The following is a 23,385-nucleotide window of genomic DNA, read 5'->3' on the forward strand; positions in this document are numbered from 1 at the left end:
AGTTTGATGACTAAGTGTATGATCCTCACATGGGGTCTGCCGACAAGCGAATGGTTGTTGATGTTCGCGAACCGTGGGAGCGCTTCGACGGAATTGTTGAAGGGGAGATTGTTCGCATCAACGTCCCCGGGGACTTTCTGCGCGCGACACGTACGTGGCGCATTGCGCTCTTGGTGCAAGTTGACGAGATTATGGGACTTGCCTTAGTTCGCAAACAGAAACGCTCGGGCGATTTCGATATTTTGCTGGAGGTTTCCAATCTTCGTGCATTCGACCCGCCGATCGAGATGTCAAAGGTCGAAAGTCGTATGACTACAGGGAGGCGAGATAATTTCTCGTCGGCACGACTTTGGAATGGAATAGTCCCGCCTGCAACATGGGCCTCTCTGCTTGCGCAGATTGAGGTGCTTCGCCCTGGCGCAAGTCAGATCCTCGACCAACTGAGCGCGGTTTTGGCTACCCGAAATGCCGATAATCGACCTTCACCGGCCCTAGCCCGTGAGCAACGGGACGCCGTAGCTTTGGGTCTCGAAATCGCCGGAATCGATAGCCGGACGGCGCTCCCGTCGGAAGCTGATACGGATGCGACCGTGCCATTCCTTGCTAATCTGGGTTCTTCAACGACTAGAGAAGATGCAATTCTCCGAGCGGATGCGCAAAAGTTTGCGGACTGGATTGAACTTGACAGCGGCCAATACGATGTGTGGAGATTTGAAGATCCACGATCGGATCAACGCGTAACTGTTCTGTATGCAGACAAGACGGAGCTTGAGAAAGTAACAGGCACAGACCTCATCTACTACCGAGAGCAGACTAAGGCATTTGTCCTCGTGCAGTATAAGCGGATGTCCGCCGAGCGTGGTGTGGGCAAAGTCGGATACCGTCCGGACAAGCAACTAAATGCAGAGATCGCGCGGATGGAAAAGCTCGATCTACAAGATTCGCCGCCTAAGGCGGTTGCTGAAGCACGCTTGTCGGCGGAACCGTTCTACATTAAGCTGGTTAACCCCACTGTCGATAAGCCGGACGGTAACCGGCTCTCAAAAGGCATGTATTTCCCCCTCTCATTATTCTTGCTGGTGCAAGCGGGAGATGAAACGAAGGGCAAGAATGGAGGCACTCGAATAACTTGGGATAATGCGGATCGATACCTTACAAACGGGCTCTTCGTTGCCCTCGTTCAGGAATCGTGGATCGGGACGCGCGGAAGCGCGTCGCACGTTCTGTCCGAAATTATTGCCGAGACGCTTTCAAACAATCGCGGTCTCGTGGTTGTAGTCGACGATTCAGACTATGCGTCAGCGCCTAGGCGTAGGCGTTAGCAATCATAAGATGTTCATTCCAGGCCGCGGTGTAGCCGAAATCTCGAACGCCTAGCACTTCCGCTCTGGCAGGGTCGCGACCCGGAAGGCTCAGGCCGCGCCGAGGCGCGTCACTGCGGAGGCGATCGCGCGGGTGGTCTCGCCGTCCGGCCAGCGGAGGACGACGCCCTCGCCCGGGACGAGGCGGCCGATCGGGGCGGTGACGGCGTGCGGCGAGCGCATCCGCCCCCGGCCCGGAGGGTCGGCGGTGAGCATCGCGAAGCCGGGGAAGCAGGAGAGCCAGTCGGCGACCCCGGCCGCAGCGGGGCGGGGGACCGCGGTGACGTCGATCTCGGCACCGCCGCCGGACGCCTCGGCGAGCATGCCCACGGTGCCGACGAGGCCCGCCATGCTCACGTCCTTCGCGCCGTCGGGAGCGCAGGCGCCGACGCTCGCCGCGAGGGAGCGGAGGACGTCGGGGGAGCGCCACGAGGTCGAGTCCCACTGCGCTCCCGCGTACCCGGGACGCCACGAGCCGCTCACATCGACCGTCAGGCTCAGCTCGTGGCCCAGCGGCGCCGACCCGGGGACGGGACGCGCGGTGCGGCCGAGCCCGGTCACGGACAGCGCAGCGGGCACGCCGAGCTGGGTGTGACCGCCGAGCAGCGGCACGCCCCAGGCCTCGGCGGCGTCGCGGAGACCGCGGAGGATGCGGGCGGCGGAGTCGGTATCGCGGGCGCCGACCGCGTCGAGCAGGCCCACGGGGTCCGCGCCCATGGCGGTGAGGTCGTTCACGTTCACGAGCACGGAGCACCAGCCCGCCCACTCCGGATCCCGCTCGACCATCGAGGGGACGATCGCGTCGCAGACGGCGACGAGGTCCGAGCCCGGGACCGGCGCTCCGTCGTCGCCGCGGAAGCCGGGGCCGCCGAGCTGCCCCGCGAAGGCCTCGAGCAGCGGGCCGAGAGAGGCCTTCGCCGCGCGGGCCAGGCGGTCGAACCGGTCGATCGGCCAGCGCATCCGCACGTGAGGCAGGCCCGCGACGTCGGCGGTGCCGAGGCGGTCCCAGCCGAGGCGGCGGAAGAGGATCTCGTTCTGCCGCTGCACGGTCGCCTCGAAGCGGATCACGCCCCGCGACTCCGCCTCCGCGCACGCGGCGCGCACGAGGGCCGCGCCCAGGCCGGCGGCCCCGCGGGCGTCGCGGCGGACCACCAGACGGCTGCCGGTCCACCAGCCGAGGTCCTGCTCGAGCGCGGGCGCCAGGCGCACCCCGCCGACGACTTCGCCGCCGAGCCGGGCGACGAGCACGACCGTGCGCGGGTCGTCGTCGAGGGCGTCGCGGTCGTCGGAGTCGAACAGCTGCTGCTCCTCGACGAACACCGCTCGCCGCAGGGCCCGGTAGGCGAGGGTCCCGGCCTCGTCGGCGACGGCGATCGAGAGCGGAGCGGCCGGAGCGATCCTCCGCACGCCCTCGAGGATCGACAGCTCCATCAGGCGCCGGCGGTCTTCAGCACGCCGCACGCGCCGCAGGCGGCGCAGCCCGCCTTCTGACCCGAGGAGAGCATGCCCGCCGCGATCAGCAGCGCGGCCACCTGCTCGCTGACCGTCTCGAGGAGCGAGCCGGCGGGCGGGAGGACGTGGTCCACCTCCGTCGCGAGCGTGCCCTTCAGAGGGCGGAACGGGACGACGAACGGGTACACGCCCATCTCGATCAGCTCGCCGGCGCTCGCGACGAGTTGGTCCGGGTCCTCGCCGAGGCCGACGAGGAGGTAGGTCGAGACCTGGTTGCGGCCGAAGATCCGCACGGCCTCCGCCCACGCCTCCTTGTACTTCTCGGTCGAGACGCGGGCCTTGCCGGGGGTCCAGCGGCGGCGGATGTCGTCGTCCATCGACTCGATGTGGATGCCGATCGAGAGGGCGCCGGCGTCCTTGAGCTCCTGCAGCGCCGCGAGATCCTCGGGCGGCTCGCACTGCACCTGGATCGGGAGGCCCGGCACCGCCTCGAGCACGGCGCGGACGCAGCGGGCGAGGTGCCGGGCACCGCGGTCGCGGCCCTTGGAGGTGCCGGTCGTCATCACCATCTGGCGGATGCCGTCGAGCCGGGCGGCCGCCTCGGCGACCTCGGCCAGCTGCGACGGCGTCTTCACCGCGATGGTGGAGTCGTTCGCCAGGGACGCCTCGATGGCGCAGAACCGGCAGCGCTCGGCCTCGTCGTAGCGCATGCAGGTCTGCACGACGGTGGTGGCCAGGATGTTGCGGCCGTGCAGCCGCGCGATCTTCTCGTAGGAGACTCCGTCGGCCGTCTCGAGGTCGTAGAACCGGGGGCGCTTCACGGGCTCGACGTCCAGGCCCAGATCGGCGCCGTCGAGCAGCAGCCGGCCGTTCGTGACGGAGTAGGGGCTGCGCGGATTCACGGGGATCGCGGCACCGAGGCCGCCGATCACGACGTGTCCGTCGTCGCTGGGCCCGGCTCCCGCCTCCCGGTGCACGGGGGCGTCGACGCGGATGCCCTGCAGGGCGATGTCGACGCGGGTGCGCAGGTCGCTCGGGGAGGAGCCGCAGCCGGCGCCGAAGTCGGTGTCGGCATCCGGGACGGTGGCGGTGGCGGTGCGCAGGCGGGGCATCTGCAGGTCGGTCATGGGGCTCCTCGGTGCGATCGAGTCGAGCGGTGCGCGGCGCGGACGTCCGTCGCCGTGAGCACCCATCCAAGGCGCCGGGTGTTTCCGATCGATGACATCCGGAACGCGATCCTGTTACATCCGCGACGGCTGTCGTGTAACGCAGGCTTCTTCCGCTCGAAACCACACGGAAACAGGGGCGGCCTTGACTGATCGGTACCCGGAGGCGTCCTCGACGACCCGGCCCCGTCGCTCCGCTCGTCCCGATCCGCCCCGAGCGACACCGGCACCGCCCGCATCACAGCACGACCGCATCACCGGCTCTCCTGTCACTGCACCACTCCACCATCGCACCGCGCTGAGGCGCAGTCGTCCTTCCCTCGCACCTGCGCCTCTCGGCGCAGTCCCTCGACGAACCCCGGAGGTTCCCGTGTCCGACATCGAAGACCAGATCACCGCCAACATCGAGAAGTCCCGCTCCGAGATCGCGCACCCGTCGCTCCCGAACGGCAGCAACCTCTACGGCTCGACGAAGGTGTTCCCCGACTACCAGGCCGAGCCCGGCCAGTCGTACTTCACCCTCGTGCACGGCATCGCGCACGAGTCCTCCGTCAGCTTCGTCGCGATCCTGCAGGCGACCCGCGCGGCACGGAAGGGCTTCGAGTCGGCGGTCTACTTCTACGGCCCGGGCACCATCAACGCCATGGCGACCCGCGGCTTCCCGACGGTCGGCGACTCCGGCTTCCCCGGCGAGCAGAACATCAACAACGCGCTGAAGACCTTCATCGAGGAGGGCAACCGCGTCTTCGTCTGCCGCTTCGGCATGGCGCTGCACGGACTCCGCGAGGAGGACCTGATCGAGGGCACGATCCCGTGCCACCCGCTCGACGTGCAGGACGCCCTCATCCACTACGCCCGCAAGGGTGCCATCATCAACTCCACCTACAACCTCTAGGCGCTCGCCATGACGATCGTGGGATCCGTCGCGGCCAACTTCACCCGCGACCTCGACCAGAACTACGCGCTCATCCAGGCGCTCGTGGAGGAGGCGAGGGAGAAGCGGGTCGAGTTCCTCGCACTGCCCGAGGCCGCGATCGGCGGCTACCTCTCCTCGCTCGGCAACCACGGCGACACGATCCGCACCACCACGCGGTCGATGCCGCCGGCGATCTCGCTGGACGGGCCGGAGCTGCGCCGCGTGCGTGAGATCGCGGGCGACCTCCTCGTCGCGATCGGCTTCTGCGAGCTCGACGAGGACGGCGAGACCCGCTACAACGCGGCGGCGCTGCTGGACGGCGGGCAGATCTACGGCAGCTACCGCAAGGTGCACCAGCCGCTGGGCGAGCACCTGTCGTACTCGCCGGGGCCGGGCTACGCCGTGCACGACACCCCGGTCGGCCGGGTGGGACTGCAGATCTGCTACGACAAGGCCTTCCCGGAGGCGGCGCGCTCGATGGCGCTGGACGGCGCCGAGATCATCGCCTCGCTCTCGGCCTGGCCCGCCGCGCGCACCGCGACCGCCGAGAACCTGCAGGAGGACCGCTGGACCTACCGGTTCAACCAGTTCGACATCGCCCGCGCGCTCGACAACCAGGTGTTCTGGATGGCGTCGAACCAGTCGGGCACCTTCGGATCGCTGCGCTACGTCGGCAACGCGAAGATCGTCGACCCGGGAGGCAACATCCTCGCGACGACGCTGCTGGGCTCCGGGATGGCGGTGGCCGAGATCGACGTGCAGGGCACGTTCGAGGCGATGCGCGGCGGCATGTTCCACCTGCGCGATCGTCGCCCGGACGCCTACGACATCGACCGGGTCTGGAGCGGAGGCCTCGTCCATGCCTGAGATGACCTTCTCCGTCCGCTGGCCCGACGGTGCCGAGGAGCGCTGCTACTCGCCGAGCCTGGTGATGCACGACTACCTCGCCGCGGGCGAGAGCTACCCGCTCGAGGACTTCGTCGGCCGCTCGAGCGAGGCGCTGCGGATCGCGAGCGACCGCGTGCGAGCGAAGTTCGGCTTCGCCTGCACCTCCGCGATGCAGCAGGAGGCGGACATCGTCGCCGCGGCCGCCCGCTTCGACGGCGGGCACGTCCGCGTGCTGGCCATGGATCCGCCGGCGGTGCCGTCGTGACCGCGCTCGAGAACGGCCGGCACGTCGAGGTCGCGGTGATCGGAGCGGGCCAGGCGGGTCTCTCGATCAGCCGCCTCCTCACCGACGACGGAGTGGACCACCTCGTGATCGAGCGCGACACGATCGCGCACGACTGGCTCGACCGGCGCTGGCGGAACTTCACCCTGGTCACCCCGAACTGGCAGTGCCGGCTGCCCGGGTACCCGTACGACGGCGACGACCCCGACGGCTTCATGACGCGCGACGCGGTGCACGCGTGGGTCCGCCGCTACGCCGAGTCGTTCGACGCGCCGGTCGCCGAGGGCACCGAGGTGCTGCGGATGCGCGAGCGGGAGGGCGGCGGGTTCGAGGTCGTCACCTCGCGCGGGACGATCACCGCCGACCGCGTCGTCGTGGCGACGGGCGGCTACCACCGGCCCGTGCTGCCGGCCGTGGCGCAGCGCCTCCCCGACTCCGTCGTGCAGCTGCACTCGGCCGACTACCGCTCGGCCGCGGACCTCCCGGACGGCGGCGTGCTCGTCGTCGGATCGGGTCAGTCCGGCGCGCAGATCGCGGAGGACCTCTTCCTCGAGGGCCGCGAGGTGCACCTGGCGCTGGGCACGGCTCCGCGGGTCGCCCGCTTCTACCGCGGGCGCGACTGCGTCGCCTGGCTCTCGGACATGGGCGTCTACGACGTCCCCGTGCACGCGCAGGTCGGCGGGCTCTCGAAGCGGGAGTCGACGAACCACTACGTCACGGGGCGCGACGGCGGGCGCGACATCGATCTGCGCGCCTTCGCCCGCGACGGCATGCGGCTCTACGGCCGGCTGCAGAAGGTCGACGGCGGTGTGCTGCGCTTCGCCCCGACGGCGGAGGCGTCGCTGGACTACGCGGACTCGGTGGCGGAGTCGATCAAGAACGACATCGACGCCTACATCGAGCGCGCGGGAGTGCAGGCACCTGTGGAGGCGCGGTACACGCCCGTCTGGCGCCCGGAGCGCGAGATCGACGAGCTCGACCTCGCGGCGGCGGGGATCACGAGCGTGATCTGGGCCGTCGGCTTCCGCTCCGACTACTCCTGGGTGCAGGTCGGGGCCTTCGACGGCTCGGGCCACCCGACGCACCGACGCGGAGCCACGGCCGTCCCCGGCCTGTACTTCCTCGGCCTGCCGTGGCTGCACACCTGGGGCTCCGGCCGGTTCGAGGCCGTCGCGCGGGATGCGGAGCACATCGCCGGGCTGCTGCGCGCGGAGGCACCGTCGTCCCGGTTCGCGGGCGCCGCGGTACGGTGACGCCGACCGGCCGCGAGCGCGGGGCCGGGAGGCGGGAGTGGGGACCATGACGACGATCACGATGGCCGCGGTGGCGGCCCACTTCGGCCGCGACCTCGAGCGCACGCTCGTGAAGCTGCCCGGGATCATCGGCGGCGCCCGCGAGAGGGGCGTCGACCTGCTCGTGCTCCCCGACGCGACGCTCGGCGGCTACCTGCTCGACCTGCACCACCCGGGACCGGACGACCTGCCGCAGGCCGTCGAGGTGGACGGGCCCGAGGTGGCCGCCGTCGCTCGGATGGCGGGCGACACGACGGTGTGCTTCGGCATCGCCGAGCGGGCGCTCGAGGGCGGCGAGGTGCGCCGCTACAACACGGCCGTCTGCGTGCAGGGCGGAGTCGTCGTCGGCACGCACCGCAAGGTCCATCTGCCGCTGGGGGAGTCGGAGGTCTACGCGGCCGGAGATCGTTTCGGCTCGTTCGACAGCCCGGTCGGGAGGATCGGCATGATGATCGACTTCGACAAGACGTTCCCGGAGTCGGCGCGCTCGCTGGCACTGGACGGCGCCGAGATCCTCTGCTGCCTGAGCGCCTGGCCCGCGAGCGTCACCGACCGCTCCGACCGCATCCGCAACGACCGCCAGGCGCACCTGTTCGACCTCTACGACTGCGCGCGGGCGGCCGAGAACCAGGTGTACCTCGTGTCCTCGAACCAGACCGGGGTGCTGGGCGGGCTGCGCTTCCTCGGCCAGGCCAAGGTCGTCGATCCGGCGGGGGAGATCGTCGCGAAGACCTGGGCCAAGGGCGGGCTCGCGAGCGCGTCCGACGATGTGTCGGCCGCGGTGGCGCGCGCCCGCCGCAGCATGGACCACCTCCGCGACCGCGCGGAGCACAGCTACCACCCGGCCGTGCGCCTCGCGCCGGGACTCGACTAGAGGGAGCCCGCCCGTGCGGATCGCGCTGCTGACGTACTCCACCCGGCCGCGCGGCGGGGTGGTGCACACCCTCGCCCTGGCCGAGGCGCTCGCCGGCCGCGGTCACGACGTGACGGTCTGGACGCTCGGGCGCGGCGGCGACGACGCCTTCTTCCGTCCCGTCGATCCGGCGGTGCGGGTGCGGGTCGTGCCGTTCGCGGCCCGCGACGAGGAGAGCGTCGGCGACCGCATCGTCCGCTCCCTCGCCGCGATGGCCGCGGCGCTGGGCGGCGACGCCGACGTGGTGCACGCGCAGGACTGCATCTCGGCGAACGCGGCGCTCGACGCGCGCTTCGCGGGGCCGGGCGGACTGCTGCGCACCGTGCACCACCTCGACGAGTTCACGACTCCGGCGCTCGTCGCGTGCCACGAGCGCGCCCTGATCGGACCGTCGGCGCTGCTCTGCGTCTCGCAGGCGGTGGCCGACGAGGTGGCGAGCGGGTGGGGGCGGCAGGCGGAGGTGATCCCGAACGGAGTGGACGCGGCGCGGTTCGCGGCGGCGTCCGGAAGCGAGGCGGCGCTGGCGTGGCGCGCACGGCTCGGCCCGTACGTGCTCGCCCTCGGCGGCATCGAGCCGCGCAAGGGCAGCATCGACCTGCTCGAGGCGCACGCCGGCCTGGCTCCGGGCACGGCGCTCGTGTTCGGCGGGGGCGAGACGCTCTTCGACTACCGGCCCTACCGCGAGGAGTTCGAGCGGCGGGCCCGCGAGCTCGGGGTCGCACCCGTCGTGCTGGGCACGGTGGCGGAGGAGGACGTCGCGCCGCTCGTCGCCGGAGCGTCGGTGCTCGGCTTCGTCTCGACCAAGGAGGGCTTCGGCCTCGCGGCGATGGAGGCGCTCGCCGCGGGGGTGCCGGTGGTCGCCCGCGATCTGCCGGTGCTGCGCGAGGTGTTCGGGGACGCGGTGGCCTACGGGGCGGACGTCGAGGGGATCCGGGCCGCGCTCGCGGCGGCGCTCGACGGGTCGGCGCCGCGCGACGGTCGCGCGCTCGCCTTCTCGCACGACTGGGGCGACGTCGCCGCGCGGCACGAGGGCCTCTACCGACGGCACCTCGCGAGCTGATGCGCCGCTCCTTCTCGCGCTGCCTGACGGCGCTCGCCGACGCCGACCCGGAGCGGATCGTGGTGATCGCGGACGACCGCACCCTCACCGCGGGCGAGCTCGAGGCCGAGAGCACGCGGCTCGCCCGCGCGTACCTGGCGCTCGGAGTGGCGCACGACTCGCTCGTCGCCGTCTCGCTCCCCAACACGGCCGAGTTCGTCGTGGTGTGCGCGGCGGTCTGGAAGGCGGGCGCGACTCCGCTGCCCCTGTCTCGGGACCTCTCGCCGCGCGAGCGGGCGGAGATCGCCGAGCTCGCACGCCCGGCGCTGACCGTCGGCTTCGCGTTCGACGGAGTGCCGTCGGTGCTGGCCGGGTACCGCGCGGACCCGGCGCTGCCCGACGCGCCGCTGCCGGACGCCGCCGCGTCCTCGTGGAAGGCGCCCGCCTCCTCCGGCAGCACCGGCCGCCCCAAGATCGTGCTCGCCGCCGCGCCCGCCGTCATGGACCCCATGCAGCCGGTCGCTGCGTTCCTGCCCCGCGAGGGGGTGCAGCTGGTCACGGGGCCGCTCACCCACTCCGCCACCTTCACGTACGCCTTCCGCGGGCTGCTGACGGGTCAGCGGCTCGTGATCCTGCCGCGGTTCGACGAGCGGAGGGTGCTCGCGGCGATCCAGGAGCACCGGGTCACCTGGGCGCTGCTGGTGCCCACGACGATCCACCGGCTGCTGCGGTGGCCGGGGCACCGCGACGCCGACGTGTCCTCGCTCGAGACGGTGCTGCACCTGGGCTCGCCCTGCCCGCCGGCGGACAAGCGCGGGCTGATCGACTGGCTGGGCGCCCGGACGGTGGTCGAGGTGTACGCGGGCAGCGAGTCGAACGGGCTGACGATGATCCGCGGTGACGAGTGGCTCGAGCGGCCCGGCAGCGTCGGCCGGCCGATCGGCGGAACGGAGGTGCGCATCCTCGATGCGCACGGTGCGCCGGTGCCGGTGGGGCGGCCGGGTGCGATCTGGATGCGGCGCGGCGCGGATCCGGCGTACCGCTACCTCGGCGGGGAGTCGCGGCGGAGCGACGACGGCTGGGACACGCTCGGCGACCTCGGATCGCTCGACGCCGACGGCTGGCTGACCGTGCTCGACCGTGCCGACGACCTGGTGCTCCGCGGCGGGGTGAGCATCCACCCGGCCGAGATCGAGCGGGTGCTGGAGGAGCACCCGGACGTGCGCGGCGCCGTCGCGTTCGGCGTGCCGGACGAGGACCTGGGGCAGGCGGTGGAGGCGGTGGTGGACATCGACCGGGCGGACGTCGGGGCGGAGGAGCTGCTCGCGTTCGCGCGGGAGCGGCTGGGGCGCGCACGGACGCCGCGCGCCCTGCGGCTGCAGCGGGAGCCGGTGCGCAGCGACGCGGGGAAGGTGAACCGGCGGCGGCTGGCCGAGGGGTGAGCGCGCTCCTCCAGAAGCTGCGGTATCGGCGCGCGCTCACCGCAACTTCTGGAGGAGGAGCAGGAGCGAGGAGGAGGAGCAACCGGAAGGAGGAGAAGGGCGGGGCGGCCCGGACCGTCAGGCGCGCGGGCAGTGCAGCTGCGTGCGCTCGCCCGAGCGGTCGATCTCGTGCAGCGCCATCGGGCGGCCGCAGAGCGGGCAGACGGGGTCCGCGGGGGCGACGTAGGGCTCCTCCGGCCGGCCGATGCCGACGTGGGCGGGCCCGGTGAAGGAGTAGATCGCGCGGTTGATCCGGTTGTAGAGCCCCGGCTTGCCGTCGAAGGGGTTCATCGGGTTCGGCGTCCGCTCGGGACGGCCCTCGTTCTTCCTTCGTGCCATAACCATTAGTATACGAAGGAATTCGAGGACGGGCCAGGAGTCACGGGGTTCTGCCGTCGAGGGGCCGGCACCCGGGTGGCAGACTGGTGGGATGAGTGCAGCCGGTCCGGCGGTGTGCGGCTTCGAGCGGGCGAGTCGTCGGGTCGACGAGGCGATCGCCTTCTACTCGGACGGCTACCGCGGCTCGCGATTGCGTGCCGAGCCGCAGCCCGGCTCCTTCTTCTTCCGCTACACCGCGCTGGGCGACGAGCGGGTGAGCATCCGGACCTCGGCGTTCCGCGGGTCGATCCGCGGCGAGATCGCTCCGGAGGGGGAGTACGTCGTCTCGTGGCTGCACGCGGGTCACGGAGTGATGGACGTCGGCCGGGAGGAGACTCCGCTGCAGCGCGCCCGCCCCGCCGTGTTCCCCACCGGGCGCCCGTTCGAGTTCGACTTCGGCGAGTACGACCAGCGGCTCGTCCACATCGACGCGGAGTTCCTCCAGGAGCTCGCTGCGGAGTGGACGGGCGCCGATGCGGCCCCGCTCCTGTTCGATCATCACGCGGTGCCCCGGGCGGTCGACGTCGGGGCCTGGTGGGACGCCGTGGGCGACCTCTCTCGGCTGCTGCGGGGCCGGGCGACAGCGCTGCAGCTCGCCGAGGCCGACCGCGCGGTGGCGCTGCGCCTGCTCGCCGCGTTCCCGCATCGGCCGTTCCAGGTGCCGGACGAGGTGCTCCGGCCCCGGAACGCGCACCTCCTCCGCGCCGCGGAGTTCGTCCACGCGTTCGCCTCGTCGCCGATCTCGCTCGCCGACATCGCGACCGCGGCGGCGCTCACACCGCGGGCGCTGCAGCTCGCGTTCCGACGGCACTTCGGGCTCACACCGCTGGGCTACCTCCGCGACGTGCGCCTCGACCGCGCCCGCGACGAGCTGCTCCGAGCGGAGCCGTCCGATACGACCATCGCCGCGGTGGCCGCGCAGTGGGGGTTCCTGAACGCGGGGCGCTTCGCCGGCGCCTACGTGAAGAGGTTCGGCGAGTACCCGCTCGAGACGCTGCGACGGGGGCGCTGAGCGCTCGGCAACCCCGAGCCGGTGCTCAGGGTCCGCCGAGCCAGTGGTCGATGCGGTGGTGGTCCGGCGTGAACCCGTGGTCGACGCCCCAGAGCACGGCCTGCGTGCGGCTGGTCGCCCCGATCTTGCCGTAGACGCTGCGGATGTAGGACTTCACCGTGTTCGGGCTGAGGTAGGTGAGCGCGGCGACGTCGGCGTTGCTCTTGCCCTGGGTGATGAGCGCCAGGATCTCGGACTCGCGGTCGGTGATGCCCTCGTGGCGGCCCGGCCAGTCGAGGCCGGGCGCCGCTCCGGCCCGCTGCGGCGGATCGCTGACGACGACCTCGCCGGCGGCGACGCGCTCGAGGGCGGCGACGAGGTCGCGGGCGGGCAGGGTCTTGGAGAGGTAGCCGTGCACGCCCTGCTCGAGCGCGTCGGCGACGAGCGTCGGAGCGAAGTTCCAGGTGTAGACGACGACGTGGCGGGCCCGCGGGTTGCGGACGAGGCCGGCGATCTCGTCGTGGTCCGACTCCGGCTGCGCGAACGAGTCGTACAGCACGATGTCGATGGAGTCGGACAGGGTCGCGTTCGCGTCGATCTCGGCGACGAGCACGCGGTGCCGGTAGTGGTCGAACATGTGGGCGAGGCCCGTCAGCACCACGTCGTAGTCGTCGACGAGCGCGACGGTGAGGGGCGCGGTCCGGGACATGGGTCGGACGCTACCGCACGGAGCAGGGAACCGACCCCACCCCCAGGGGTGTACCGAGGCCTCCCTGGGGGTGTAACTGTTGCCTCAGGCCCCGCGACTGCAGGGCTCCCACGCGGACCCGGTCCGCACAACGGAAGGTGACCATCGTGATCGGTCTCATCATCAGCATCATCGTCGTCGGTCTCATCGCCGGAGCGCTGGCGCGACTCGTCGTCCCCGGACGCCAGAACATCAGCATCCTGATGACCATCGTGCTCGGCATCGTCGGCTCGTTCGTCGGCGGGTTCCTCGGCTTCCTGATCTTCGGGCAGGACGCGGGCGACGGCTTCCTCCAGCCGGCCGGCATCATCGGCTCGATCATCGGGGCGATCATCGTCCTGCTGGTCTACACCCGCTTCGCCGGACGCTCGGGCTCGCGCCGCTGAGCATCCGGCGCCGTTCCTGATCGCGGAGGTTTCGGACCGGGCCGGACGGGGAAGGGGAGGAGTGCACCTTCCCCGGATCCGGCCCGCCGGCTCCGCACCACCGAGAGGAACACCCCGTGGTCGCCATCGCCCCCCTCCGAGAGCGTTTCGACGGAGTCGAGAGGATCGCCGTGCTGCGCGGCGGCGGTCTCGGCGACCTGCTGTTCGCGCTGCCCGCCGTGGATGCGCTGGCCGCCGCCTACCCCGGCGCCACGATCACCCTCCTCGGTACTCCCGCGCACAAGGTCCTGCTCGAGGGCGGAGTGTCGCCCGTGGCGGACGTCGAGGTCCTCCCCGTCGCCCAGGGCGTCCGGGACGGCGAGGGCGAGGATGCGCGGGTCGTCGAGGACTTCACCGCCCGCATGCGCGCGCGATCCTTCGACCTCGCCGTGCAGCTGCACGGCGGCGGACGCTACTCCAACCCGTTCCTCTCGCGGCTCGGCGCCCGGCACACCGTCGGCTGCCGCACGCCCGACGCCGCCGAGCTGGAGCGCACGATCCCCTACGTCTACTACCAGCACGAGATGCTGCGCGCGCTCGAGGTCGTCGGCCTCGCGGGCGCTGGGGCCGTGCGGCTCGAGCCCGAGCTCCACGTCGACGTCGAGCGGCGCGACCGGCTCGCCGCCGTGCTGGGCGGCGACGGCCCGCTCGTGCTGATCCACCCGGGAGCGACCGATCCGCGCCGCCGCTGGCCGTCGGAGTCGTTCGCCGCGGTGGCCCGGGCCCTGCTCGAGGACGGAGCGCGCGTCCTCGTCGTCGGAGACGACTCCGACGTGCCCGCGGCCGACGCGATCGTCGCAGCCGCCCCCGGTGCCGAGTCGTGGGCCGGGCGCGTGGAGCTGCGCGACCTCGCTCCGCTGCTCTCGCTCGCCGATCTCGTGCTCGGCAACGACAGCGGACCCCGCCACCTCGCGGCCGCGGTCGGCGCCCCCACCGTCGGCGTCTTCTGGGTGGGCAACGCCATCAACGCCGCACCGCTGGGTCGGCAGCGCCACCGCGTGCAGCTCAGCTGGACCACGGCGTGCCCCGTCTGCGGTCGCGACGCGACGCAGGTCGGCTGGACGGCTCCGCGCTGCGAGCACGACCCGTCCTTCGTCGCGGACGTGCGGATCGAGGCCGTGCTGGAGGACGTGCGCGAGGTCCTCGCCGCCACCCGCTGAGACGCGAGAGGCCACTCCGGTACCCCCGCGACGGCGTGTCGCAGACCGGAGTGGCACCTCGCGCAGACCCCCTAGGGGATCAGGAGGCTCACGGCCAGGACGGCTCCTCCTCGTGCGTGATGACGAGCTCGCGCACCTCGCAGCCCTGCGGCTGACCGAGGACGAACATGACGGCGTTCGCCACGTTCTCGGGCTCGTTGAGCAGAGCGTCGGGGCCCGGCTTGTACTGCGCATCGCGGTCGTCGAAGAAGCGCGTCTTCATGCCGGAGGGGATGAGCGTCGTGACGCCGATCTCGCCCTTGGTCTCGGCGGCGAGGGCGCGGGTGAAGCCGAGCACGCCGAACTTCGACGCGCAGTACGCGGTCGCGTCCGAGACGGCCTTGATCGCGAGCGACGAGGCGACGGTGACGACGCGGCCGTGCGTCTCGGTGAGGAACGGCAGCGCCGCCCGGACCACCGCGGCGGTGCCGAGGAGGTTGACCGAGATCACGCGCTCCCACTCCTGCGGGTCGACGTCGACGAGGCGGCCGCAGCGGTCGATGCCGGCGGCGGTGACGACGGCGTCGAGTCCGCCGTGCTCGCGGGCGATCTCGACGACGGCCTTCTCGGCCTCGCGGGTCTTCGCGACGTCCACCTGGTAGGCGGCGACGCCCTCCGCCACGTTCGAGACGTCGCGGTCGAGCACGATCGGGGTGCCGCCCGCGGCGGTGACGGCGGCCGCGACGGCGGCGCCGAGGCCCGAGGCGCCTCCGGTGATCAGGACGCGGCCGATGGGGGTGGGGGTGAGACTCATGATGTCCTTCTGGGTGACGGTGCGACGGGTCGCGGATGGCTCGCCGTCGCGGGGCGGGAGTGGAGAGATCAGCCGACGCGGGCGAGCGCCGCGGCGAGGTGGGTGGTCGAGCGGCCCGCGTGGTACGGCACGGTGAGCACGCGCCCGCCCCATTCGGCGACGGTCGCGGTCTCGGGCAGGGACTCGGCGGAGTAGTCGCCGCCCTTCACCCAGACGTCGGGGCGGATGCGGCGCAGCGCCTCGTCGGGGGTGTCCTCGCCGAAGACGAGCACCGCGTCGACGCACTCGAGCGCGAGCAGCAGGTCGACCCTGTCGTCCTCGGGGATGATCGGCCGCGACGCCCCCTTGAGGCGGCGCACCGAGTCGTCCGAGTTGAGGCAGACGATCAGGCAGTCGCCCAGCGCCCGTGCGGCCGAGAGCGTGCGGGCGTGGCCCGCGTGCAGCAGGTCGAAGCAGCCGCCGGTCGCGACGACCGTGCCGCCCGCGCCGCGGACGGCCTCGGCGACGCGCAGCGCGTCGACTCCGGCGCTGTGCAGCACGGCGGTGTCGGTCGGCGCGGCGAGCGAGGCGACGCCTCCCGCGAGGAGGTAGGCACCCGCGTCCGCGACGGCCGCGCCCACGGCCTGGGAGGGGGTCGCTCCGCCCGCGAGGGCCACGGCGGCCGACGCAGCGAAGCGGTCGCCCGCTCCGCACGGATCGGTCGGCGGCACGGAGGCGGCCGGGACCACCACGGGCACACCGGCGCCGCGCGAGCGCACCAGAGCCCCGCTGCCGCCCATGGTCACCGCGACGGCCCCGCAGCCCCAGCGCTCGAGCAGGGTGGTGGCGGCCGTCTCGGCGAGGGTGACGCCGCGTCCGCTCGCGCCCGAGAACCCGGTCGCCTCGGCGAGGTTCGGAGTCGCGAGCGTCGTGCCCGCGACGGGAGCGGTGCCGCGCGGGTGCGGATCCCACACCAGGGGGACCGCGAGAGCGTCGAGAGCCGCGCGGAGCGACTCGTCCTCGGTCAGGCGGCGGCCGTAGTCGGTGACGACGACGGCGTCCGCGCCCTGGAGCGCCTCGAGCATCCCGTCGGTGACGGTGGGGACCGGCGGGCGCTCGCATCCGCGGTCGAACCGCACGACGGCCTGTCCGGAGGCGGCCACGCGGGTCTTGACGGGCGTCGGCGCTCCGGAGGGACCCGTGACCAGGCGGATCCCGTCGAGGGCCCCGCGCAACTCGGCCACGTCGGCGTCGGTGTCGTCGGCCAGGGCCGTCACCAGGGTGACGTCGTGCCCGTCGCGGGCGAGCATCCGCGCGACGAGTCCGGCACCGCCGGCGCGCACGCCGCGGGTCGAGACGTCGACGACGGGCACCGGCGCGTCGGGGCTCAGCCGCTCGGCCGGCCCCGAGAGGTCGACGTCGAGCATCACGTCGCCGACGACGGCGATCCGCAGGCGCGCGCTCACGCGGAGGCTCCCGTGCGGACGCGGATGCGGTGCTCGAAGGCCCGGCAGAGCGCGTGCACGAGCACGAGCTGCGCCTCCTGCACGTTCGCGCCGTGGCCCTCGAGCGCGATCGCCTCGTCGCACGCGTCGGTCAGCGGGTTGGGCCCGTCGCCGGTCAGCGCCCAGGTGCGGGCTCCCGCCGCGCGGGCGGCCTCGGCCGCGTGGAGCAGGTTGGCGCTGCGTCCGCTGGTCGAGAGCAGCACGACGACGTCGCCGCTGCGCGCGTGGGCCGTGACCTGGCGCGCGAAGACGTGGTCGAATCCGTAGTCGTTGCCGATCGCCGTCAGGCTCGAGGTCTCGGCGTGCAGCGAGATCGCCGAGAAGGGGATCCGGTCGCCGTCGAAGCGGCCGACCAGCTCGGCCGTCAGGTGCTGGGCCTCGGCCGCCGAGCCGCCGTTGCCCGCCGCGAGCAGCCGCGCGCCCGAGTGCAGGCGGTCGGCGAGCTCGACGCCCCAGGCGACGATCTGCTCGGAGTGCCGCTCCAGCTGCGCGACGACGTCGAGCGAGCGGGCGATGTGGTCGTCGACGATCCGCCGGGCGGCGTCCGTCGGGGTGTCCAGCACGGTGTCGATGCTCATCGTCGGGGGGCCGCCTTCCGGGTCTTCGAGGAGTGGGAGGTGCGGGGGGCGCCGGTCAGGACGGCCTCCCCGTCGCCGAGTCCGGCGAGAGTGGTGCGGTAGGCGCGCTCGGTGTCCGCTGCGACGCGGTCCCAGGAGTAGCGCGACTCGACGCGCTCGCGGCCGGCGGCGCCGTACGCGCGGGCGCGCTCGGGGTCGGCGATCAGCGCCGAGAGGGCCGAGGCGAGGGCCTGCGGATCGCGCGGCGGCACGTGCACCCCGGTCACGTCCTCGACGACCGTGTCGATGAGCCCGCCGACGGAGGACGCCACGACCGGTCGGCCGCACGCCATCGCCTCCAGCGGCACGATGCCGAACGGCTCGTACCACGGCGCGCAGACGACGATGTCGGCCGAGCGGAGCATCGCCGGCATCTCGGTCTGCGACAGCTGCCCCACGAGGTGGACGCGGTCGGCGACTCCGAGGCCCTCCGCCACGCCGTGCAGGCGCTGGTACTCGGGATCGGCCGCGAGGGCGTCGCCCGAGCCGGAGCCGCCGACGATGACGAGCTCCGCGTCGTGGCCGTCCTGCACCAGACGCGCGAGCGCCTCGATCGCGTGGCCCATGCCCTTGCGGGGCACGAGCCGCCCGATGCTCATGAGCCGGATCGGGCGGGTCTTCTCGGCGACGGGGCCGTCGGGGGAGAAGCGCTCCAGGTCCACTCCGCACGGCACGACCGAGATGCTGCTCGTCGGCACGCCGAGCCCCTTGAGCTCGAAGGCCTCGTCGGAGCAGGTCGCCACGATGCCGTCCGCCTTCTGGCCGACCCCCGGCTCCAGCCAGGCGCGCTCCTCGGGGCTCGTGTCCTGCGCGCCCTGCTGGCGGCGCTTGACGACTCCGAGTGCGTGGAAGGTGTGGAAGACGGGCACGCGGCGGCCCGTCGCGCGCTCCACGCGCTCGGACGCGTCGAGCGCGGCGACCCCGGACATCCAGAAGTGGCTGTGCACGAGATCCGGGCGCGAGTCGAGCCAGTCGTTCGCGAGGTCGACGGCGAAGTCGCCCATGAAGGGGAGCAGCTCGTCCTTGGACACCTTGGCGGCCGGCCCGGCGTCGATGTGCACGACCTCGACCCCTGAGGTGAAGGGGACGCGCCGGGGGAGGGAGGGGTCGTCGCGCCGGGTGTAGACGGTCACGCGGTGACCGCGGCGGGCGAGCGCGTCGGCGAGGGCGGCGACGTGCACGTTCTGGCCGCCCGCATCGACGCCGCCGAGCGTCGCCAGCGGGCTGGCGTGCTCGGAGACCATCGCGATCGCGAGCGGTCGGGTGGTGGTGGTGTGCGTCATCGGGTGCTCCCTCCTCGGATCCCTGCGGCGGTGAGCGTCCGGCCGGTGCGGCGCGGACGATCGGAGAGGACCTCGTCCCAGTCCCGGTGGAACCGGGCGAGTCCGTAGCGCTCGAGGACGCTCTCGCGGGCGATCGCCCCGGCGGCGGCGGCCCGGCCCGGATCCTCGATCAGCTCGCGCGCGGCGGCGGCCAGCTCGTCGAGGTCGTTGGAGACGGCACCGGCGCCGGCGGGGATCGCGCGGCCCGCCTCGGTCGTCTCGAGTGCGACGACCGGCATGCCCAGGTGCATCGCCTCGAGCAGCGCCAGGCCGAGCGAGGTCCAGCGGAAGGGGTGCAGGTAGACGCGGCGGCGGGCGAGCTGCGCGTGCATCTCGCCCGTGCGCACGTCGCCGAGCACGTCGAGCCGGCCCTCCGGGAAGCCCGGCAGCTCGGCCAGGCCCTCGGTCTTCATCCCGAAGACGTCCAGCGGGGCGACCTCGGCGAAGCGGGGCAGCAGATCGGTGCCGGTGACGCGGTTGCGGCGCACCGGCTCGTTGACCACGACGCCGAAGTGCGCGAGCTCGCCCGTGTAGAGGGGCCCCGGGTCGTGGATCCCGTGCTCGATCACCGTGGTGGCCGTCGAGCCCGTGTCCCACATCAGCGCATTGAAGTGCGTGACGTGCACCAGGAGGAGGTCGTCGCGGTCGGCGAGCGGGTGCCGGCTGGTCGGCGCGTCCCCGCGCGGGGTGTTGTGCTCGACGTACACGGCGGGCACGTCGTGGCCGAGGAGCCGGCCGAGCAGCCGCTCGGCCTCGGCGAGCTCCTCGGGACGCTGCAGCACGACGACGTCGACGTCGGCGTCGCGCAGGTCCTCGGGTGCGATCTCGATCGCGTTCGGCCAGTCGCGTCCGCCGGTGCCCAGGCCCCAGCCGTCGCGGGCGTCCGTGGTGGGGAGCAGGTACTCGTGGTCGCCGCGGACGAACGCGTCCGCCCAGCCGCCGTGCACGTGCCAGAGGAGGATCCTCATGCCATCGCCTCCGTCGTGGTCGTGGTGGAGCGCCCGAGGGCGCGGAGTCGCAGGACGGCGGCGACCGCCTCCTCGGCGCTCACCCCCGCCAGACAGGGGTGGCCGGGCACCGGGCAGACCCGGGCGCGGGAGCCGGCGCATGCGGCGCCCTGATCGCCGAGGAGCTCCACGGGCACGCCGTAGGGCGCCCAGCGGATCGCGGGGACGACGGGCGAGAAGAGGCTGACGACCGGAGTGCCGACGGCGGCGGCGAGGTGCGCCGGGCCGGTGTTGCCGCTGACGACGACCTCGGCGCGGGCGAGCACCTCGGCGGCGCCGGCGAAGTCGGTCGCGCCGCCCAGATCGATGCCGCGGGTGCCGGCCACTTCGGCAGTGAGCGCGCGCTCGCCGGGTCCTCCCGTGACCGCGACGGCGACGCCCGCGGCGGCGAGGAGCTCGACGGCTCGCGCCGCGTTCGCCGCGGGCCAGGCGCGCGCGGGCACCGCCGCTCCGGGGTGCACGACCACGTAGGGGCCGACTCCCTCGAGCGCGGCGGGCAGGACGCCCTCGCGGCGCACGCACAGCCGTCCGTCGTCGCCCTCGGGCAGCACGAAGCCGGCCGCCGCCGCGATGGCGAGCGCGCGCTCCGGCTCGGGCTGGTCCTCCTCGAGGGTCTCGCCCGGCACGAGCCGCACGTCGAGCAGGGCGCCCGCGAAGTCGACGGAGGCGCCGCTGATCCGCTCGACGCCCGCCAGGCGCAGCAGCAGCGCGAGCGGCAGCGGGGACTGGTGGAAGGAGGTGAGGATCACGGCCTCGTCGGGGGCGAACTCCTCGACGATCGCGTTCAGCTCCTCCACCAGCGCGCCGTCGACCGGTCGCGACGCGTCGCCGATCCACGGGCACCACCAGGTGCGGACGCTCGTCGGGCCGGGCAGCAGCGCCGCGGCGGGCGCCCCCTGGGGGCCTGCGAGCAGCAGCACCTCGGCGTCGGCGGCGATCGCGCGGACGGCGGGGCCGCAGAGGAGCACGTCGCCCGCGCTGTCCAGGCGGGCGACGAGGACGCGGCGGGTCATGCCGTGTCCCCCTCGTCGGGCTGCATGGCCAGGAGCAGCTCGACGGCCTCGAGGAGCGTGTCGGCACGCAGCGTCGCGGCCGCCACCTCCTCAACCCGGGTGATCGGGGTCGGGACCAGCACGCCGCGCGCGCCGGCGTTCGCGGCGGCGCCCACATCGGCGCCGATGTCGCCGATGACGGCGAGGGAGTCGGCCGGCAGCCCGAGCGCCTCGGCGGCGCCGAGCACCATGCCGGGAGCGGGCTTGCGGCAGTCGCAGCCGTCCTCGGGGCCGTGCGGGCAGAGCATCCAGACGTCGAAGCCGCCGAAGAGCTCGTCGACCCGGCGGTTGACGGCCTCGGCCTGGCCGCGGTCGATGATGCCGCGGGCGATGCCGGACTGGTTGGTGACCACTCCGATCGCCAGCCCCGCCTCGCGCGCGCGCTCGACGGCGTCGAGGGCGGTGGGCATCGGCTCGACCCGCGCGGGGTCGCCGTTGTAGGGCACGTCGACGACGAGCGTGGCATCGCGGTCGAAGAGGATCCCGCGCAGTCGCGGGGTCCGCTCGAGCTCGGCGGTGCCGCGCGGATCGCTGCGGTGCATCGGGTCGGTCACGTCCTTCTCGTACCCTGCTTCTCCTTCTCGTAAACCCCGCGGAGGAGAAGTAGTGCTCCTCGGGCGCGTCGGGATCGGGGCCCGCGCGTCTGAGCGTCCGGGGACGGGGTACGGGACGTCCGACAGGAAGGAGGCGCCGTGCGCGCTCTCACCGAACCGGACGGCACCCCGGAGGTCCTCGCGCTCCGCGCGCTCAAACTCGGCGACATCCTGGTGGCGGTGCCGGCCCTCAAGGCGCTGCGCCGCGGCTTCCCCGAGCACCGCCTGATCCTCGCCACCACGCCCTGGCTCGAGCCGATCGTCGACCTGATCGACGGGCTGGACGCCCTGGTGCCCACCCTGCACGGTCTCGACGACCCGCTGCCGATGGCAGCCGGCCGCGTCGAGCTCGGCGTCAACCTGCACGGGAACGGCCCGGAGTCGCGCCTGCGCCTCGCCGAGATCGAGCCCGAGCGCACGCTCGAGTTCCGCGTGCCGGCGCTCGATCCCGACGCGGGCCACGACGACCCGCGCCCGCTCTGGATCGACGGCGAGCTCGAGCGCGCCCGCTGGGCCCGCCTGGTGAACTCGATCGGACTGGACGCCGACCCCGAGGACGTCGCCATCGCGGTCCCCGAGGTCGCACCCCGGGTAGGCGGCGCCGCCGTCGTGCACATCGGCGCCTTCTACGGCTCGCGCGAGTGGCCCGAGGAGCGCTTCGCCGCGGTCGCCCGGTCGCTCGCCGGCCAGGGGCACCGCGTCGTCTACACCGGAGGAGCGAACGAGGCCGATCGCGCCCGCCGCGTCGCCGAGCTCGCCGGCACCGGGGAGGTGCTGGCCGGGGAGGTCGACCTGGTCGAGTTCGCCGCCGTGGTGGCGGCCGCCGAGACCCTGGTCACCGTCGACACCGGAGCCGCGCACCTGGCGTCGGCGTACGGCATCCCGTCGGTCGTGATCTTCGGACCGGCGCCGCCCGAGGCCTGGGGCCCGCCCGTGAGCGGCCCGCACATCGTGCTCACCGACGCGTCGCTCCGCAAGGGCGACGTGTTCTCCACCGAGCCGGACCCGGCGCTGCTGGCCGTGCAGACCGAGGACGTCCTGGACGCCCTCGCCTCGCTGCCCTCGCGTGCCGAGGCCCACCTCAGGCGGACCGCAGGCGCGGCGCCTGCCGGACGGGCGTGACGGTGGCGACCCGGGCGCGGGACGAGCGCGGCTGATGCTGGCGCGAGGGGGCGCCCAGCCGGTCGGCGAGGTGCGCGAGGATCCGGCGCTGCAGGCGCGAGACCTGCATCTGCGTCGTCCCGAGCGCGTCGGCGATCTGCTGCTGGGTCATCTCCTCGACGAAGCGCATGCGCAGGAGCTCGCGCTGGGCGTCCTCGAGCTCCGCGAGGGCGGACGCGAGCCCGTGGCGGCGGTCGATGGCCGCGAGGTTCTCGTCGTCGCCGCCGAGGGTCTCGCCGAGCCGCACCCCGCCGTCGCCCGTGCCGACGGTCTCGTCCAGCGAGAGCGGGTGGCTCGCCGAGCGCGCGTCGGCGACCTCCGCGGCGTCGACTCCGAGCCGCAGGGCGATCTCGTGATCGGACGGGTGGCGTCCGAGCTCCTGGGACAGCTCGTCGGCGACGAGGCCGGAGCGGCGGTGCAGCTCCTGCACGCTGCGCGGCGGCCGCACCATCCAGCCGAGGTCGCGGAGGTGGCGCTTGAGCTCGCCGGTGATCGTGGGCACCGCGAAGGCGGCGAAGCTGTCGCCGCGCTCCGGAGCGAAGCGGCGGGCGGCCTTGACGAGCCCGACGTACGCGACCTGGCGGAGGTCCGCCCAGTCGCCGCCGGCCCCGCCGCCGCGGGAGACGCGCCGGGCCATCGCCTCGGCCAGGCCCAGGTGGTCCAGCACGATGCGCTCGCGGATGCGGTCGCCCTCTGCGCCGTCGGCGTCGGCGGCCTCGCGGAAGAGCGAGAGCGTGCGAGCGTCCTTCTCCTCGCGGGCCGGATCCATCGCGGTGGCGCGAGACGTGGCGACGTCGAGATCGGTCGTGCTCATCCGAATCCCCTTTCCGGGCGTGCTCGTGCGAGGTCCGGGGCATGGCGGA

The 23,385-nt window shown here is 73.0% G+C and carries 24 protein-coding genes; 12 read left to right on the plus strand and 12 right to left on the minus strand.

Going from position 1 to position 23,385, the window contains the following annotated elements:
* Nucleotides 1–29: 29 nt before the first annotated feature.
* Nucleotides 30–1,322 (plus strand): hypothetical protein, encoded by a 1,293-nt coding sequence (locus tag IOC53_RS08520; RefSeq protein WP_207404707.1) that lies wholly within the window; start codon nucleotides 30–32, stop codon nucleotides 1,320–1,322.
* A 90-nt stretch (nucleotides 1,323–1,412) separates the two neighbouring features.
* On the opposite strand, the gene IOC53_RS08525 is transcribed toward IOC53_RS08520, so the two are convergent.
* Together IOC53_RS08525 and IOC53_RS08530 are read right to left on the minus strand one after the other, a co-directional pair.
* Nucleotides 1,413–2,792: an MSMEG_0567/sll0787 family protein gene (locus tag IOC53_RS08525; RefSeq protein ID WP_207404709.1), complete on the minus strand. Its 1,380-nt coding sequence runs from the start codon at nucleotides 2,790–2,792 to the stop codon at nucleotides 1,413–1,415.
* Complete coding sequence (locus IOC53_RS08530; protein WP_242683099.1) at nucleotides 2,792–3,940, minus strand: MSMEG_0568 family radical SAM protein; 1,149 nt, start codon at nucleotides 3,938–3,940, stop codon at nucleotides 2,792–2,794. Before IOC53_RS08530 ends, IOC53_RS08525 begins: the two co-directional genes overlap by 1 nt.
* A gap of 409 nt (nucleotides 3,941–4,349) precedes the next feature.
* Between IOC53_RS08530 and IOC53_RS19450 the strand changes: the two genes are divergently transcribed.
* Genes IOC53_RS19450 through IOC53_RS08565 form a run of 7 tightly spaced genes read left to right on the plus strand, consistent with a single transcriptional unit; the run spans nucleotide 4,350 to nucleotide 10,752 of the window.
* Complete coding sequence (locus IOC53_RS19450) at nucleotides 4,350–4,874, plus strand: MSMEG_0572/Sll0783 family nitrogen starvation response protein (RefSeq protein WP_056867650.1); 525 nt, start codon at nucleotides 4,350–4,352, stop codon at nucleotides 4,872–4,874.
* A gap of 9 nt (nucleotides 4,875–4,883) precedes the next feature.
* Nucleotides 4,884–5,762 (plus strand): carbon-nitrogen hydrolase family protein, encoded by an 879-nt coding sequence (locus IOC53_RS08540; RefSeq protein ID WP_207404713.1) that lies wholly within the window; start codon nucleotides 4,884–4,886, stop codon nucleotides 5,760–5,762.
* Complete coding sequence (locus tag IOC53_RS08545; protein ID WP_207404715.1) at nucleotides 5,755–6,048, plus strand: MSMEG_0570 family nitrogen starvation response protein; 294 nt, start codon at nucleotides 5,755–5,757, stop codon at nucleotides 6,046–6,048. The genes IOC53_RS08540 and IOC53_RS08545 overlap by 8 nt, the downstream gene beginning before the upstream one ends.
* The gene (locus tag IOC53_RS08550) at nucleotides 6,045–7,319 is read left to right on the plus strand and encodes an MSMEG_0569 family flavin-dependent oxidoreductase (protein WP_207404717.1); all 1,275 of its coding nucleotides are present in this window, start codon (nucleotides 6,045–6,047) and stop codon (nucleotides 7,317–7,319) included. The genes IOC53_RS08545 and IOC53_RS08550 overlap by 4 nt, the downstream gene beginning before the upstream one ends.
* 46 nt (nucleotides 7,320–7,365) lie before the next feature.
* A complete protein-coding gene (locus IOC53_RS08555; protein WP_242683100.1) occupies nucleotides 7,366–8,232 on the plus strand; it encodes a carbon-nitrogen hydrolase family protein in 867 nt (288 codons plus the stop codon).
* Between the two features lie 13 nt (nucleotides 8,233–8,245).
* Nucleotides 8,246–9,331 carry an MSMEG_0565 family glycosyltransferase gene (locus IOC53_RS08560; RefSeq protein ID WP_207404719.1) on the plus strand — a complete coding sequence of 362 codons (1,086 nt, stop codon included), beginning with the start codon at nucleotides 8,246–8,248 and terminating at the stop codon, nucleotides 9,329–9,331.
* On the plus strand, nucleotides 9,331–10,752 hold the full coding sequence (locus IOC53_RS08565; protein WP_207404721.1) for an AMP-binding protein: 1,422 nt from the start codon (nucleotides 9,331–9,333) through the stop codon (nucleotides 10,750–10,752). The genes IOC53_RS08560 and IOC53_RS08565 overlap by 1 nt, the downstream gene beginning before the upstream one ends.
* A gap of 117 nt (nucleotides 10,753–10,869) precedes the next feature.
* Here IOC53_RS08565 and IOC53_RS08570 read toward each other — a convergent pair whose 3' ends face one another.
* Entirely contained in the window at nucleotides 10,870–11,130 is a 261-nt protein-coding gene (locus IOC53_RS08570; protein ID WP_242683101.1) for a hypothetical protein, read from the minus strand.
* Nucleotides 11,131–11,221: 91 nt separating this feature from the next.
* On the opposite strand from IOC53_RS08570, the gene IOC53_RS08575 reads away from it, so the two are divergent.
* The gene (locus IOC53_RS08575; protein ID WP_207404723.1) at nucleotides 11,222–12,181 is read left to right on the plus strand and encodes an AraC family transcriptional regulator; all 960 of its coding nucleotides are present in this window, start codon (nucleotides 11,222–11,224) and stop codon (nucleotides 12,179–12,181) included.
* A 25-nt stretch (nucleotides 12,182–12,206) separates the two neighbouring features.
* On the opposite strand, the gene IOC53_RS08580 is transcribed toward IOC53_RS08575, so the two are convergent.
* Nucleotides 12,207–12,869 carry a response regulator transcription factor gene (locus IOC53_RS08580; RefSeq protein ID WP_207404725.1) on the minus strand — a complete coding sequence of 221 codons (663 nt, stop codon included), beginning with the start codon at nucleotides 12,867–12,869 and terminating at the stop codon, nucleotides 12,207–12,209.
* 146 nt (nucleotides 12,870–13,015) lie between these two features.
* On the opposite strand from IOC53_RS08580, the gene IOC53_RS08585 reads away from it, so the two are divergent.
* Together IOC53_RS08585 and IOC53_RS08590 are read left to right on the plus strand one after the other, a co-directional pair.
* Complete coding sequence (locus IOC53_RS08585; protein WP_207404727.1) at nucleotides 13,016–13,294, plus strand: GlsB/YeaQ/YmgE family stress response membrane protein; 279 nt, start codon at nucleotides 13,016–13,018, stop codon at nucleotides 13,292–13,294.
* Between the two features lie 116 nt (nucleotides 13,295–13,410).
* On the plus strand, nucleotides 13,411–14,493 hold the full coding sequence (locus IOC53_RS08590) for a glycosyltransferase family 9 protein (RefSeq protein ID WP_207404729.1): 1,083 nt from the start codon (nucleotides 13,411–13,413) through the stop codon (nucleotides 14,491–14,493).
* Nucleotides 14,494–14,581: 88 nt separating this feature from the next.
* Here the strand turns inward: IOC53_RS08590 and IOC53_RS08595 are convergent, their stop codons facing one another.
* The 7 genes from IOC53_RS08595 to IOC53_RS08625 all read right to left on the minus strand — a co-directional run bounded on the left by IOC53_RS08595 (nucleotide 14,582) and on the right by IOC53_RS08625 (nucleotide 21,322).
* Nucleotides 14,582–15,286 (minus strand): SDR family oxidoreductase, encoded by a 705-nt coding sequence (locus IOC53_RS08595; RefSeq protein WP_207404731.1) that lies wholly within the window; start codon nucleotides 15,284–15,286, stop codon nucleotides 14,582–14,584.
* 68 nt (nucleotides 15,287–15,354) lie between these two features.
* Nucleotides 15,355–16,719 carry a PfkB family carbohydrate kinase gene (locus IOC53_RS08600; RefSeq protein ID WP_207404772.1) on the minus strand — a complete coding sequence of 455 codons (1,365 nt, stop codon included), beginning with the start codon at nucleotides 16,717–16,719 and terminating at the stop codon, nucleotides 15,355–15,357.
* 8 nt (nucleotides 16,720–16,727) lie between these two features.
* A complete protein-coding gene (locus IOC53_RS08605; protein WP_207404733.1) occupies nucleotides 16,728–17,348 on the minus strand; it encodes an SIS domain-containing protein in 621 nt (206 codons plus the stop codon).
* Nucleotides 17,345–18,670, minus strand: a complete 1,326-nt coding sequence (locus tag IOC53_RS08610) for a glycosyltransferase (RefSeq protein ID WP_207404735.1) — start codon at nucleotides 18,668–18,670, stop codon at nucleotides 17,345–17,347. The genes IOC53_RS08605 and IOC53_RS08610 overlap by 4 nt, the downstream gene beginning before the upstream one ends.
* On the minus strand, nucleotides 18,667–19,677 hold the full coding sequence (locus tag IOC53_RS08615; RefSeq protein ID WP_207404737.1) for a glycosyltransferase: 1,011 nt from the start codon (nucleotides 19,675–19,677) through the stop codon (nucleotides 18,667–18,669). Before IOC53_RS08615 ends, IOC53_RS08610 begins: the two co-directional genes overlap by 4 nt.
* Nucleotides 19,674–20,729 (minus strand): glycosyltransferase family 9 protein, encoded by a 1,056-nt coding sequence (locus IOC53_RS08620; protein ID WP_207404739.1) that lies wholly within the window; start codon nucleotides 20,727–20,729, stop codon nucleotides 19,674–19,676. Before IOC53_RS08620 ends, IOC53_RS08615 begins: the two co-directional genes overlap by 4 nt.
* Nucleotides 20,726–21,322 carry an HAD family hydrolase gene (locus tag IOC53_RS08625; RefSeq protein WP_307786122.1) on the minus strand — a complete coding sequence of 199 codons (597 nt, stop codon included), beginning with the start codon at nucleotides 21,320–21,322 and terminating at the stop codon, nucleotides 20,726–20,728. Before IOC53_RS08625 ends, IOC53_RS08620 begins: the two co-directional genes overlap by 4 nt.
* Nucleotides 21,323–21,460: 138 nt before the next feature.
* Between IOC53_RS08625 and IOC53_RS08630 the strand changes: the two genes are divergently transcribed.
* Nucleotides 21,461–22,483, plus strand: a complete 1,023-nt coding sequence (locus IOC53_RS08630; protein WP_207404741.1) for a glycosyltransferase family 9 protein — start codon at nucleotides 21,461–21,463, stop codon at nucleotides 22,481–22,483.
* On the opposite strand, the gene IOC53_RS08635 is transcribed toward IOC53_RS08630, so the two are convergent.
* Complete coding sequence (locus IOC53_RS08635) at nucleotides 22,443–23,336, minus strand: sigma-70 family RNA polymerase sigma factor (RefSeq protein WP_207404743.1); 894 nt, start codon at nucleotides 23,334–23,336, stop codon at nucleotides 22,443–22,445. The genes IOC53_RS08630 and IOC53_RS08635 overlap by 41 nt on opposite strands.
* Nucleotides 23,337–23,385 lie beyond the last annotated feature (49 nt).

Origin of the sequence: Rathayibacter sp. SD072, from assembly GCF_017355185.1 — a bacterium.
GTDB lineage: Bacteria > Actinomycetota > Actinomycetes > Actinomycetales > Microbacteriaceae > Rathayibacter.

Bases quoted from the DNA above. Each gene is read 5' to 3' on its own strand.
- IOC53_RS08580 (WP_207404725.1), bottom strand. From the start codon at position 12,869: ATGTCCCGGACCGCGCCCCTCACCGTCGCGCTCGTCGACGACTACGAC.
- IOC53_RS08570 (WP_242683101.1), bottom strand. From the start codon at position 11,130: ATGGCACGAAGGAAGAACGAGGGCCGTCCCGAGCGGACGCCGAACCCG.
- IOC53_RS08540 (WP_207404713.1), top strand. From the start codon at position 4,884: ATGACGATCGTGGGATCCGTCGCGGCCAACTTCACCCGCGACCTCGAC.
- IOC53_RS08565 (WP_207404721.1), top strand. From the start codon at position 9,331: ATGCGCCGCTCCTTCTCGCGCTGCCTGACGGCGCTCGCCGACGCCGAC.
- IOC53_RS08620 (WP_207404739.1), bottom strand. From the start codon at position 20,729: ATGACCCGCCGCGTCCTCGTCGCCCGCCTGGACAGCGCGGGCGACGTG.
- IOC53_RS08610 (WP_207404735.1), bottom strand. From the start codon at position 18,670: ATGACGCACACCACCACCACCCGACCGCTCGCGATCGCGATGGTCTCC.
- IOC53_RS08555 (WP_242683100.1), top strand. From the start codon at position 7,366: ATGACGACGATCACGATGGCCGCGGTGGCGGCCCACTTCGGCCGCGAC.
- IOC53_RS08615 (WP_207404737.1), bottom strand. From the start codon at position 19,677: ATGAGGATCCTCCTCTGGCACGTGCACGGCGGCTGGGCGGACGCGTTC.
- IOC53_RS08525 (WP_207404709.1), bottom strand. From the start codon at position 2,792: ATGGAGCTGTCGATCCTCGAGGGCGTGCGGAGGATCGCTCCGGCCGCT.
- IOC53_RS08605 (WP_207404733.1), bottom strand. From the start codon at position 17,348: ATGAGCATCGACACCGTGCTGGACACCCCGACGGACGCCGCCCGGCGG.
- IOC53_RS08595 (WP_207404731.1), bottom strand. From the start codon at position 15,286: ATGAGTCTCACCCCCACCCCCATCGGCCGCGTCCTGATCACCGGAGGC.
- IOC53_RS08520 (WP_207404707.1), top strand. From the start codon at position 30: ATGGGGTCTGCCGACAAGCGAATGGTTGTTGATGTTCGCGAACCGTGG.
- IOC53_RS08530 (WP_242683099.1), bottom strand. From the start codon at position 3,940: ATGACCGACCTGCAGATGCCCCGCCTGCGCACCGCCACCGCCACCGTC.
- IOC53_RS08635 (WP_207404743.1), bottom strand. From the start codon at position 23,336: ATGAGCACGACCGATCTCGACGTCGCCACGTCTCGCGCCACCGCGATG.
- IOC53_RS08575 (WP_207404723.1), top strand. From the start codon at position 11,222: ATGAGTGCAGCCGGTCCGGCGGTGTGCGGCTTCGAGCGGGCGAGTCGT.
- IOC53_RS08545 (WP_207404715.1), top strand. From the start codon at position 5,755: ATGCCTGAGATGACCTTCTCCGTCCGCTGGCCCGACGGTGCCGAGGAG.